Annotated in this window: 13 protein-coding genes; 6 read left to right on the top strand and 7 right to left on the bottom strand. The window is 70.4% G+C overall.

Annotation, left to right across the window (positions count from 1 at the left end):
* Positions 1-38 precede the first annotated feature (38 nt).
* Together OG948_RS06530 and OG948_RS06525 are read right to left on the bottom strand one after the other, a co-directional pair.
* Positions 39-1,682: an ABC transporter permease gene (locus tag OG948_RS06530; RefSeq protein WP_406294547.1), complete on the bottom strand. Its 1,644-nt coding sequence runs from the start codon at positions 1,680-1,682 to the stop codon at positions 39-41.
* The gene (locus tag OG948_RS06525) at positions 1,679-2,593 is read right to left on the bottom strand and encodes an ATP-binding cassette domain-containing protein (RefSeq protein WP_406294546.1); all 915 of its coding nucleotides are present in this window, start codon (positions 2,591-2,593) and stop codon (positions 1,679-1,681) included. Before OG948_RS06525 ends, OG948_RS06530 begins: the two co-directional genes overlap by 4 nt.
* 136 nt (positions 2,594-2,729) lie before the next feature.
* On the opposite strand from OG948_RS06525, the gene OG948_RS06520 reads away from it, so the two are divergent.
* The gene (locus OG948_RS06520) at positions 2,730-3,206 is read left to right on the top strand and encodes a GbsR/MarR family transcriptional regulator (RefSeq protein ID WP_406294545.1); all 477 of its coding nucleotides are present in this window, start codon (positions 2,730-2,732) and stop codon (positions 3,204-3,206) included.
* A gap of 77 nt (positions 3,207-3,283) precedes the next feature.
* Here the strand turns inward: OG948_RS06520 and OG948_RS06515 are convergent, their stop codons facing one another.
* The gene (locus OG948_RS06515) at positions 3,284-3,976 is read right to left on the bottom strand and encodes an HNH endonuclease family protein (protein WP_406294544.1); all 693 of its coding nucleotides are present in this window, start codon (positions 3,974-3,976) and stop codon (positions 3,284-3,286) included.
* A gap of 294 nt (positions 3,977-4,270) precedes the next feature.
* Between OG948_RS06515 and OG948_RS06510 the strand changes: the two genes are divergently transcribed.
* The gene (locus OG948_RS06510; protein ID WP_406294542.1) at positions 4,271-4,894 is read left to right on the top strand and encodes an RraA family protein; all 624 of its coding nucleotides are present in this window, start codon (positions 4,271-4,273) and stop codon (positions 4,892-4,894) included.
* A 13-nt stretch (positions 4,895-4,907) separates the two neighbouring features.
* On the opposite strand, the gene OG948_RS06505 is transcribed toward OG948_RS06510, so the two are convergent.
* Together OG948_RS06505 and OG948_RS06500 are read right to left on the bottom strand one after the other, a co-directional pair.
* On the bottom strand, positions 4,908-5,612 hold the full coding sequence (locus OG948_RS06505; protein ID WP_406294540.1) for a hypothetical protein: 705 nt from the start codon (positions 5,610-5,612) through the stop codon (positions 4,908-4,910).
* A 52-nt stretch (positions 5,613-5,664) separates the two neighbouring features.
* The gene (locus OG948_RS06500; RefSeq protein WP_406294538.1) at positions 5,665-6,108 is read right to left on the bottom strand and encodes an ATP-binding protein; all 444 of its coding nucleotides are present in this window, start codon (positions 6,106-6,108) and stop codon (positions 5,665-5,667) included.
* A gap of 233 nt (positions 6,109-6,341) precedes the next feature.
* Here OG948_RS06500 and OG948_RS06495 point away from each other — a divergent pair, with 233 nt between their 5' ends.
* From OG948_RS06495 to OG948_RS06485, 3 genes are all read left to right on the top strand, one after another.
* Complete coding sequence (locus OG948_RS06495; RefSeq protein WP_406294537.1) at positions 6,342-7,220, top strand: helix-turn-helix domain-containing protein; 879 nt, start codon at positions 6,342-6,344, stop codon at positions 7,218-7,220.
* 1 nt (position 7,221) lies between these two features.
* Positions 7,222-7,419 (top strand): DUF397 domain-containing protein, encoded by a 198-nt coding sequence (locus OG948_RS06490; protein WP_406294535.1) that lies wholly within the window; start codon positions 7,222-7,224, stop codon positions 7,417-7,419.
* Positions 7,420-7,507: 88 nt separating this feature from the next.
* Positions 7,508-8,731 (top strand): methyltransferase domain-containing protein, encoded by a 1,224-nt coding sequence (locus OG948_RS06485; protein WP_406294534.1) that lies wholly within the window; start codon positions 7,508-7,510, stop codon positions 8,729-8,731.
* A gap of 132 nt (positions 8,732-8,863) precedes the next feature.
* Here OG948_RS06485 and OG948_RS06480 read toward each other — a convergent pair whose 3' ends face one another.
* The gene (locus tag OG948_RS06480) at positions 8,864-9,589 is read right to left on the bottom strand and encodes a TetR/AcrR family transcriptional regulator C-terminal domain-containing protein (protein ID WP_406294532.1); all 726 of its coding nucleotides are present in this window, start codon (positions 9,587-9,589) and stop codon (positions 8,864-8,866) included.
* A gap of 28 nt (positions 9,590-9,617) precedes the next feature.
* Here OG948_RS06480 and OG948_RS06475 point away from each other — a divergent pair, with 28 nt between their 5' ends.
* Complete coding sequence (locus tag OG948_RS06475) at positions 9,618-10,742, top strand: FAD-dependent oxidoreductase (RefSeq protein WP_406294530.1); 1,125 nt, start codon at positions 9,618-9,620, stop codon at positions 10,740-10,742.
* Between the two features lie 136 nt (positions 10,743-10,878).
* Here OG948_RS06475 and OG948_RS06470 read toward each other — a convergent pair whose 3' ends face one another.
* Positions 10,879-11,718 (bottom strand): helix-turn-helix domain-containing protein, encoded by an 840-nt coding sequence (locus tag OG948_RS06470; RefSeq protein WP_406294528.1) that lies wholly within the window; start codon positions 11,716-11,718, stop codon positions 10,879-10,881.
* Positions 11,719-11,778 lie beyond the last annotated feature (60 nt).

Raw genomic sequence — 11,778 nt, 5'->3', positions numbered from 1 at the left:
CCGGGACCCGCGAGCGAATTCCGGTCGCCGGGCGGGCCTCAGCCCAGGTCGCGGCGGCGCAGCGCGGTCAGGCCCGCGGCCGGCAGCGCCAGTGCGAGGGCGAGCAGCCACAGGTACGGCGTGGCCGTGACGTCGGCGCCGGGCAGCTTGGGCAGGTGGCCGAAGGGCGATACGTCCAACACCGTCTGGGGCAGTTTCAGCGCGGGGCCGAGCCAGCCGAGCGCGATCACCAGGCCGACCACGCCCCACACCGCCGGGGCGAGCCTGGGCAGTGCGCCGACGACCAGTACGGCGAGCCCGGTCAGCGCCCACACGGCGGGCGCCTGGGCCAGCGCGGCGAGCAGGAGGCGGGGCACCTGGCCGGATACGTCGCCGATGGTGATCCCGTACGACAGGCCCATCGCGACACCGCCCGCGGCCAGCACCACGAGCGGGCCGAGGTACGCGATCGCCAGGTGCCCGCCCGCCCAGCGCGCGCGGCCGACCGCGCTCGCCAGCAGTGGTTCGGCCCGACCGCTCGTCTCCTCGTCGCGCAGGCGCAGCACCGCGCCGGCGGTGAACACCACGCAGACCAGGCCGAGCATGTTGACCAGCGTGGACAGGAACGCGTCGGTCAGCGCGACATGGCCGCCCATGCGTTGGATCAGGTCGCGGGTCCCGTCGTTGTCGCCGACCAGGTCCTGCGCGCCGTCGGCGATGCCGCCGAACACCGCGCCGGCGACGGCGAAGCCGACCGCCCAGGCGAGCAGGGTGCCGCGTTGCAGCCGCCAGGCCAGGCCGTACGGCCCGGCCAACGACGCGGGCGCGTGCGCGGGGCCCGGTCGCGGCGGCACGAAGCCCGCGCCCAGGTCGCGTCGGTCGGCGAGGGTGTAGGCGAGGGCGACGCAGCCGAGGGTGAGGGCGAGCGGGAGGGCCAGCACCCACCAGCGGTCGCCGGCGAACGGCCGCACGTTCTCGGCCCAGCCCAGCGGCGACACCCACACCAGCGGGTGGGTGCCGGACGTGGCCGCGTCCCGGGCCGCGTCGCCCGAGGCGCGCAGGACGAACGCGGCGCCCAGGACGGCGCCCGCGACGCCCTTCGCGAGTCGGGCGTTCTCGGTGAGCTGTGCGGCGACCGCGGCGACGGCGGCGAACACCAGCCCGGACAGCGCCACGGCGGCGCCGAACGCGAGGGAGCCGGCGGCCGGTTGGCCCGCGCCGAGCAGGATCGCCGAACACAGCGCCAGGAGCAGCGCGTTGGCCAGCGCGGCGGTGGTCAGGGCCGAGGTGAGCGGCGCCCGTCGACCCACCATCGCGGAGGACAACGCCTCCTGACGGCCCGTCTCCTCCTCCTCGCGGGTGTGCCGGATCACGATGAGCAGGCTCATCAGACCGGCGAGGAGCGCGGTGTACCCACCGATCCGCCACGTGGTGAGGGCTCCGTAGGAGTCGTCGAAGACCGTTCCGTACAGGGCGCGCAGCGAGCCGTTGGCGCTCATGTCGTGGGCCAGTTCGGCGCGTTTGGCGGCGGTGCCGTACAGGTCCTCCAGCGAGCGTTCCACGCTCGAGACCGCGGCGGCCAGGGCCAGCACCCAGACCGGGAGCATCACCCGATCTCGGCGCACCGCGAGCCGGATCAGGGTGCCGGTACCGGCCAGCCGGCGGGCCGGGCCGAGGGAGGGCGCGAGGCCGGCGGTGGTCATCGGGACACCGCCACGGGTTCGGGAGCCTCCTGGTCGCGGTAGTGACGCAGGAACAGCTCCTCCAGGGTGGGCGGGCTGCTGGTCAGGGCGCGTACGCCGATCTCGGCGAGCCGGCGCAGCACCGCGTCCAGGTGCTCGTTGTCCACCTGGAGCGCGACCCGGTCGTCGGCCGCCGCCAGATCGTGCACGCCCGGGAGTTCGGCCAGACCGTCCGCCGGGCCGCGCACGTCGGCACGCACGGTGGTCCGGCTCAGGTGCCGCAGGTCGGTCAGCGAACCGGATTCGACGGTACGCCCGTTGCGGATGATGCTGACCCGATCGCAGAGCGCCTCGACCTCGGCCAGGATGTGGCTGGACAGCAGGACCGTACGGCCGCGCTCGCGTTCTTCGCGTACGCAGTCCCGGAACACCTCCTCCATCAGCGGGTCCAGGCCGGAGGTGGGCTCGTCCAGGATCAGCAGGTCCACGTCGGAGGCGAACGCGGCGACCAGGGCCACCTTCTGCCGGTTGCCCTTGGAGTAGGCGCGGCCCTTCTTGGTCGGGTCGAGCTCGAACCGGGCCAGCAGGTCGGCGCGCCGGGTCGGGTCCAGGCCGCCGCGCAGCCGGCCGTACAGGTCGATCACCTCGCCGCCGCTGAGGTTGCGCCACAGCGTGACGTCGCCGGGTACGTAGGCGACCCGGCGGTGCAGGGCGACGGCGTCGCGCCACGGGTCGCCGTCGAGGAGGGTGACATCGCCTCGGTCGGCGCGGATGAGGCCGAGCAGGACGCGGATGGTGGTGGACTTCCCGGCACCGTTGGGCCCGAGGAAGCCGTGCACCTCACCGGTCGTGACGTGCAGGTCGAGGCCGTCGAGGGCGTGGGTGCGGCCGAATGACTTGTGGAGACCGGAGACGTTGATCGCCGTGTTCATGTTTCAGAACATACGCTTCTTTCAGGAAGTTGTGAAGTTTGAAGAATTCGAGAATCATGGACGGTGGTGGAACTGCGGCGGGGCCGGTCCGAGGCGGGTCCGAAGCGCGTTGGAAGCGGATCGGAAGGTGACGCGAATGCGGGACGATGGGCCGGTGCGGGACGAGGCCGAGGTGACGCGGTACATCGAACGCTTCGCGAGCGAATTGGCCGACGCCGGTATGCAGCGGATGGCCGCGCGCGTGTTCGCCGCGCTGCTCGCGGCCGACTCGGCGAGCATGACGTCGGCCGAGCTGGCCGACGCGCTGCGGATCAGTCCGGCCGCCGTGTCGTCGGCGATCGCCTACCTGTCCCAGGTCCGGATGGTGCACCGCGAGCGCGAGCCCGGTTCCCGGCGGGACCGCTACCGGTTGCACGACGAACTCTGGTACGAGACCTACGGCGAGCGGGACAAGATGTTGTCCCGCTTCGAGGTCGTCCTGCGCGAGGGTGCGCAGTCCCTGGGCCCGGATACGCCGGCGGGCGTTCGAGCCCAGGAATCAGCGGACTTCTTCGCCTTCCTGCAAGTGGAGTTCGTGGGGGTCATGGAACGGTGGCGCAACCGGGAGCGGTAGGTGGGGCGACGTGACTTCGGCCCGCCCGGCGTTCGAGGCCGAGCGGGCCGTGGGCCGGCCGGTACCGCCCGGTCGCCTCACCGCGTCCCGGGCGTGATCGGCACGTTGGGACATTGCGCGCCCAGCTTCTGGAGCGTCGCGAGTTCGGTGGTGTCGACGGCCAGGTCGTACTTGGTCTTCACGGTCACCCAGTCGGTCAGGTACGTACACCGCGCGCCCTCGTACGGCGGCAGCCACGTGCCCGGGTCCTGATCGGCCTTCGAACGGTTGTACTTGGCCGTCACCGCGACCAACGCCCGAGGCTGGTCGAGGTCGTTGGCGTACTGCTCGCGCAGCTGCGGCGTCCACGCGGACGCGCCCGAGTCCCACGCCTCCGCGAGCGGCACCATGTGGTCGATGTCCAGGCCGGCCCCGCCGTCGACGTAGGCGTCCTCGTAGTACGAGTACCAACGGCCGCCCGTGAGCGCGCACTTGGCGCCGATCTCGGGCGGGAGGACGGCTTCCTCGAGCAGTACTTCGGCGCGTGTCGTACATCCGTCCTTGTCCGCGTCGACCCAGTGCCGGAACGCGGCTCGGTCGTAGCCGGAACGGTCCTCGTCGGCCACCCGCAGGTCGGCGATCGCGTCCCGGAGCGGGATGCGCGCGGCGGCCTCGCTCGTGCCGGTGCCCTCCGCGGGCCCGACCGGTGCCGCCGCGCTCGTCGTGGGGGCGAACAGCAGCGCGCCCACGCTCGTCGCCGTCACCAGCAGCGCGGCCGTCCGTCGCCCCATCGTGATTCCCGTGTGCATCATCGCGTCGCCCCAGAGTCGCCGTGACAGGTCCGCTCGTGTTGTAGCGATTCCTGTTGTAGCGATCGGGCGGCCCACGGCCGGCAACGGCGCGGTTGCACCACTCGAAAGAGTGGTCCCGGGTGAGGCATTCGCCGGCGGCTCCTCGTGATGGGCGGGGAATGGCTTCGGTAGCCTCGCTGTCGTCGGGGCGGGTGGGCGGTGGGTGGGGCGGCTGGTCGTCGGGGTCGCCGCGCCGGCGTCGGGCCGCCGGGTGCTGGTGAACGAAGGATGGATATGAGTGACGTGGCCGGATTCGCTGACGTACCCCCGACCACCCTTGCCGACCTGCTCGGGCGTGGGCAGGTGATGGACATCGGCATCCGTCCGTTGTGGCCCGGGGTGCCGCGCGTGGCCGGTCCGGCGTTCACCGTGCGGTGTCCGCCGGGGGACAACCTGATGGTGCACGCGGCCATCCATCGGGCCGAGCCCGGTTCGATCGTGGTGGTCGAATCGGGGGACGTGGACTACGCGTTGGCCGGTGGCAATGTGTGCGCCGTCGCGCGGCGGCGCGGGATCGCCGCGTTCGTGGCCGACGGGGTGATCCGGGATCTGGCGGAGGTGCGGGAGATGGGCTTTCCCGTCTTCGCCCGGGGCGTCATCCCGATCCCGGGTACGAAGACGGCCGTCGAGCCGTTCAACCAGCGGGTGCGGTGCGGCGGCGTGTGGGTGGAGGCCGGCGACATCGTGGTGGCCGACGAGGAGGGCGTCGTGATCGTGCCCGGTGCGCGTGGCGAGGACGTACTCCGGGACGCACGGGCGAAGTTGGCCAAGGAGGCCGGCGAAACCCTGGAGCAGTGGGAGGCGGCGCACCGCGCGCGGATCGACCGGATCCTGGCCGAGCGCGGCTTCGAGGACTGAACAGCCCCGACGGTCACGGCCGGATCGGGTGGGTGCTTTCCCAGGATGGATAGTGCCGCATGGTGTCGCGCCCGCATGGGCAGTAGACGGCGGTTCGCTGGTTGAGCACGAAGACCGCGCCGATCCAGTAGTGGCGGAGGGCGCGCACGCACCATTGGTAGGGCAGGGATTCGCCGGGTGGCACGAGGGTGGTCAGGTAGGTGCCGAGGTTGGCGCCGATGGGCACGAGTTGCATGTCCTGCGGCAGGAGGGTGTGCCAGACGCCGCGATCGGTGACCTGGATGCACCCGTCGCCGTCGCCGTCGCCGTTGCCGTCGGTGATCACTGCGATCGTCATGGGAGTGTCGGGGTCGGGGTCTCCCGAGTTCCGGAACAGCGCCGAGGCGCCGTCCGGGTGCGATACGGCGAGGTCTCCGTCGCGGTGGGATCCGACCGGCGATACGTGCATGATCGCGTCGATCCTGCCGAGATATTCGGGGACTTGCTCCAGCCAGGCGGCCTGGTTCCGGGCGATGTCGAACGTGCGCGGTACGCGCCGGCCCGGCGCTTCCCAGGCCACGGTCGCGTGGCCGCCCGGGACGCCGGGGAGGAGGCGGATGTCCGCGAGGGAGAGGCAGGTCAGGAAGGCGTGGGCGGCGTCGAAGCTCCGGAGCAGGCCCACCACCCGATCGGGTGATAGGACGTGGATGCCGGTGGAACACGGCCGGTTTTCGGACATGGCGACTCCGAGGTGGATCGGTAGGCATTGACGGACGGTCGGATCCGACTCCTCAGAGCCGAGCGACAACAAACGGCCGCCCCAACGCGGGTGCCTGTGCGGGGAGTTCGGTCACGACCTCGGCCCGGACCCATTTACCGCCCCCTCGAACCGGTCCCGATCCGAGGCCGCACCCGAGCGCCCAGACGAGAAACAGCCCACGCCCCGAACATGCTTCGCCGTCCCCCGGCGGCTCCACCGCGAGCGCGAACGGCCCACCGCCGTCCTCGACTTCGACCACGATCGCGCCCCCGACAGCCGAACACGAGATGGACCGCGCCCCACCGGCATGCCGAACGGCATTCCCGACCAGTTCGGACGCCGCGAGCCGCAACAGCTCCCGCACCTCGACCGCCTCTCGGTCGGCGAATGATCGCGTGATGAACTCCCTTGCTATCGGGGCTGCTTGGGGGCCAGAGGGCAGATCGATTCGGTTCACGAGCGGCGACGTGGCCATGGCGTACTTCCCCTTGCTTGACAGGGCCAGGGCACAGCAATCCTGCTGCGTTGCGTCATCTTGAGAACGCACAAGGTGACTGGATAGAGACTGCTCCTCGCATCGTGCAATCGTCAAGCCAGTGCCTGGCAATTGCCAAAGACGAGTGTGACGTACCTCCGCCCGCTACGCTCGGCCCATGTCCGTGATGTGTTGCGACGCGCCGGACAGTGCGCGACGAGGAGGGAAGGTCCATGGCGAGCAGCAGTATCAGCGGCTTCAGAGCCAGGCGAGACTTCGGTGATCGACTTCGCGGGCTGCGCGGCAGGGCGACTGCCGCGAACGTCGGGCGACAGGTCAACTTGAGCGTGTCGCAACTGACCCGGATTGAGAACGGCCTCAGAAATTGCAAGCCAGAGGTGCTTGATCGGCTCATCAAGCATTACGAACTCAGCGACCAGGAAGCCGCAGAACTCCGGGAGTTGGCGCAACACGTTTGGGATGCCAGCCCGCCGTGGTGGGAGGAGTACGGGGACGTCGTCACCACGAACTATGCGGCAGTGATCGAACGAGAGGCCGACGCCACACGGAGGCGTGACTACCATCCGGTGACCATTCCGGCGCACCTACAGGCTGCGGGCTACTCGCGGGCCGTCACGGCAGTCGGGTTCTATTCGCTCGGTCCCGATCAAGTCGATGATCTGGTAGCGGTTCGGGCCAGGCGCCAACAGCGGCTGTACGAACCTCCCCTGCTCACCCTCGAAGCAGTGGTCACCGAAGCGGCGCTCCGATTCGAGGTCGGAGGCCCGGAAGTTCACCGTGAGCAACTCGTGCACCTGTTGAGGCTCACCGAGTTGGACCACGTATCACTCCGTGTCATCTCATTCCGCGCGGGGGCTGCCGGTACTCAGGCCAGCGCGTTCAACATCCTCAGCTACGAGGATCCCCAGAACCCCCAGGCGACTCCGGAGCCGGAGGTCGCCTTCGTACATAGTCTTTCGGGTAGTCAAATGAAGTCGGACCCGCGAGATCTCAGGCGGCTGAACCGGCTTCACGACAGCCTGCTTGGTGACGCGTTGAGCCAGGAAGATAGTCGTGGACTCATCGCCAACATCGAGCGAGGACTGGACTGAGATGGACAACGTGAACATGGTCGACCCGAATGCTCTCCGGTGGCGCAAGAGCACGTACTCGAACAACGCGGGTGACTGCGTTGAGGCCGCGCCGACCGCGTCGGCCGTCTCCGTGCGGGACAGCAAGGACCTCACCGTCGGCACCTTCGCGGTCCCCCATACCTCCTGGGCCCGGCTGACCGAGGTGCTCAAGAGCTGATTCGCCCGCCGAGCGAAGGCGTGACCGCCCCTCCACGCGCTGACGGGGACGGCGACACCCACGACGGCCAACAGCCCAAGGCGAAGTGATGGCTGAACGACCCACATTGGACACCCTCGTTGCCCGGTTGCGGGCGGCGGGGGTGCTTCCCGTGGAGTGGGAGAAGGCGTTGCGGGCCGCGCCTCGGCATTTGTTTCTGCCCGGTCGGGTTTGGGGTGAGGCGATCGGGTCCGATGGGCGGGACGACGACCGGGAGCACGCGTACGACCGCGACCTGGACGAGGATGCGTGGCTCGATGCGGCCTACCGGGACACGCCGTTGACGACTCAGTGGGACGACACCCCGGGTCGGGCGTACCGCCCGGGTGCGCGCTCGTCCTCGTCGAGTTCGATGCCGACCATCGTGTTCGGCATGTTGCAGGCGCTGGACGTTCGAGATGGCCACCGGATCCTGGAGATCGGCACCGGCACGGGTTGGAACGCCGCGTTGTTGGCGGCCCGGCTCGGGCCGAGTGCGGTGACCAGCATCGAGGTGGATCCGGTCGTCGCCGCGCAAGCCGCCGCCAATCTGGACGGTGCCGGGTCGACTCCGCGCCTGATCGTCGGGGACGGCACGGTCGAACTGCCGGGGGAGCGCTTCGACCGCGTGATCGCGACGTGCGCGGTCTACGACGTCCCCCCGGCCTGGTTGACGCACACGAGGCCCGACGGCGTCATCGTGGTGCCGTGGTGCCCGCTCTTCGGCGGATCGGGTCACGTCCGCCTGCGCGTCGACGAACGCGGCTCGGCCACAGGTCGATTCGTCGCGCAGTCGGCCTTCATGAGGGCGCGCGGACAGCGCTTCTTCCGCCCGTCGCACGACCTCTACCTCACGAGCCCATGGCCGGCGGACGCGGACCGATCCGAATCGACCGTGTCGCCCGCCGACGTGGTGAACGAGTGGGCCGGGCAGTTCGCGGTGGGCGTGCAACTGCCCGGGGTCTGGTGGTCGCGGGAGACCTGGAACGGCGGCTTCACGATGTGGGTCTACGACGCGGCCGTCAGCTCGTGGGCATCCGTCGACTGCTGGGACGACGGGCGTTCCGCGCATGAGGTGTACCAATCCGGACCGCGACGTCTATGGGACGAGGTCGTCCGTGCGCGTACGTGGTGGATCGGGCAAGGCCGCCCCGGCGTGGCGGAGTTCGCGTTGAGTGTGGCGCCGGACGGAGCGCAGGTCGTCTCACACCCGCGCACGGGTTCGACGTGGCCGGTATCGCCGGCCCGGAGCGCCATCGAATTGGGCAGCCATCGACGGCCGGAGCCTGCGTGACTCGTGCTGACGGAAGACCTCGTCCCGCATACGATCCGCCGTGATTGCCGGTTGGGGGGCAAACGCAGGCCGCGGGCGTGATGGACGGCGTTCGAGAAACGAACCGGGCGTGTCGGCCGCCGGCCGCAGTGGTCACGTGTGGGGTCCGCCTGTGATGCCGTCCAAGACGGTGGTCAGGTTGTGTTTGAAGGTTTCCTCGGGGCTCAGGTGGGCGCCGTCGATGACGAGCCGGGCGACCGTGGGGTACTTGCCGGTGTTCAACATGCGCGTGAGGTAGGGGCCGAGGCCGGCCTGAAAGGCGGCTTCGTCGGTGCCGGTGGAACGGGCGGTGCGTCGCTCGGTGACCTCTCTGCGGATCGCTCCGATGATGAAGCCGTTGAGGGCGCCCAAAGCCCGCTGGAGATCGTCGATGTCGCGCACGGTGGGGGCCTGGCTCAGCGCCGCCGCGGTCGCTTCGCCCACGGCGAGCGCGTGCGGTCCCAAATGCGGCCGTCCGCCGAGCACGTCGGAAAACCACTCATGGTCAAGGGCGGCCTCGCGGGTCGCGTGGGCGATGGCCAGTACCGTGGCGCGCCACGCGGAGTGCGGGCCGACCTCGGCGATCCGGGCATAGACGACGTCGACCATCAGATCGAGGAGTTCGGATCTGTTGATCACATAGTCGTAGAGCCGCATCGGACCGACGCCGAGTTCTTTGGCGATCTTGCGAACCGACAGGCCGTCGAGGCCTTCCGCGTCGGCAAGCCGGATCGCGGCGGCGGCGATCTTCTCGCGGCTCAACGGCACCGGCGCCGCCCGCGGCTGAGGTTCGGGCCGTTCCCAAACGGACAACGCTTTACTACCGTACGGTGTATCCATGAATACAGTGTACGGTAAGGAGATGGGAATGCGTATCGCGATCACCGGTGGCGGCCTTGGCGGGCTGACGCTGGCACGGATCCTGCATCGGCACGGCATCGAGGCGGTGGTGTACGAGCGCGAGGCAAGCCGATCCGCGCGGCCTCAGGGCGGCTCGCTCGACCTGCACCCGGAGTCCGGGCAACAGGCACTGGCCGATGCGGGTCTCGCCGGCCGGTTCCGGTCGGAGGCGCGGCCCGAGGGCGAGGAACATCGCATCCTCGATCCGAGCGGACGGACCCTGATCCACCATGTGCCGCAACCCGGCTCGTTCTCCGGACGACCCGAGATCGACCGGAGGGCACTGCGTGATCTTCTGCTCGATTCCCTTCCCGAGGGCACGGTCGTCTGGCGGCGTCGGCTTGCCGCGGCGACCCCGCGACCCGGGGGAGGCTGGGAACTGACGTTCCATGGCGGCCACCGCACGGACTGCGACATCCTCATCGGCGCGGACGGCGCGCGCTCGGTCGTCCGGTCGCTGCTGACCGACGCGCAACTGTCCTACGTGGCCACCCTCGTCGAGCTGAACATCGACGACGTCGACCGGCGCCATCCCGATCTCGCCGAGCTGGTCGGCCCCGGGAACCTGTGGTGCGTCGGCGTGAACCGGATCCTGGCGGCGCAACGCCTCGGCGACGGCAGCGTACGGGTCGGGATCTCGCTGCGCGCGGACGATCGCCCCATCGACACATTCCGTGGCAAGCGCGCTCTGCTGGACATGTTCGCCGACTGGGATCCACGCCTGACCGCACTCATCGAGGCCGGCGACGGCGTGCCGACGCCGCGCCTGATCGAAACGATGCCCATCGGTACGCGCTGGGCCGGCCGGCCGGGCGTCACCCTCATCGGCGACGCCGCGCATCTCATGCCGCCGGTCGGCGAGGGCGCCAATCAGGCCATGCTCGACGCCGCCGAACTCGCCGGCCGACTCGCCGCCGACCCCGCCGACCCGGAGTCGGCGATCCGGACGTACGAGGAGGCGATGTTCCCCCGGATTCACTCGATCGGCGAAATGTCCGCCCGAGTCCAGGCGATGATGTTGTCCCCCACTGCGGCGGAAGACATCGTCCGCTTCTTCACGGCCCGGCCGGCCGAACCGGTACCCGCGGACTGAGAACGCCCGTGCGGTCGATCGAGGCCGAAACGCGCGAACCCTGTCCCCCACGGATGCGGGCGCATTCGCGGCGCGGGGCCGCTCCTCGACGCAAACGGGGCGGCCCCACTTCGTCGGCCGGGCCGGCCGACCCGCGTCACGCGGTGGAGGCGCCCGCGCTCCAGTCGGCGTCCGATGCGGTGTCCGGGGATGGTGGCCCCGGGCGTGAGGTCGGCCAGGCGACGTCGTCGATGGTCAGAAACGGCTCGGCGGTCACGGTCGTCGGGGTCAGGCCGGTGAACGCCGCGACATCGCGATGCAGGTGGGACTGATCGGTGTAGCCGCCGTCGGCGGCGACTCGGGTCGCGGTGTCGCCCGCGACCAGGCGGTGGACGGCATGGTCGAAGCGGACCAGCGTCGCGGCACGCTTGGGCGGCATGCCGACCTGCGACCGGAATCGGGTCCACAGGCGCTTGCGGCTCCAACCCAGTTCAGCCGCCAGTCCCTCGATCCGCACCCGGCCACGGGAGGCCGCGATCCGGCGCCAGGCCCAGGCCACTTCCGGATCCACCCGCGACCGCGCCTGGTATCGGCGGGCGAGCAGCGCCTCCGTCAACGCGAAGCGGCCTTCCCACGACGGGACTTCGGCCAGTTGTTCGCGAACCCGTGAGGCCTCCCGGCCCCACAGGTCCGCCAAGGTCACCAGCGTGCCGTCCAGGTCGGCGGGGCCGACGTCCAGAACCGTGCGGGCCATCAGCGGAGACAGGCGGACCTGCACGCACGCGACGCTTGAGCCCCACGCCCGGACCATGCCTCCGCAACCGAACCCGGGCCCGGCGACGACACTTCCCCGATGCCGCCGCCCGGCGCCGTCGTCCACGACGGACGGTGCCGCCCCGAACTCCAGTACCAGCATCACGGCCGGGTGCGGGACCACCCGCAAGCCACCCGCGAGCGGGCCGGGGACGTCGAACCCGGCCATGTCGACACCTGACATCCGGCTGGGCCGCCGTGGACGTGCCACGTCCCACGCAGCCGGCGCCCCATGTACACCCGA

Source organism: Embleya sp. NBC_00888 (genome assembly GCF_045207655.1).
In the GTDB taxonomy this organism is placed as follows: domain Bacteria; phylum Actinomycetota; class Actinomycetes; order Streptomycetales; family Streptomycetaceae; genus Embleya.
Note: the sequence above shows the minus strand (reverse complement) of the source record. Positions and strands in the feature narration are given on the sequence as shown.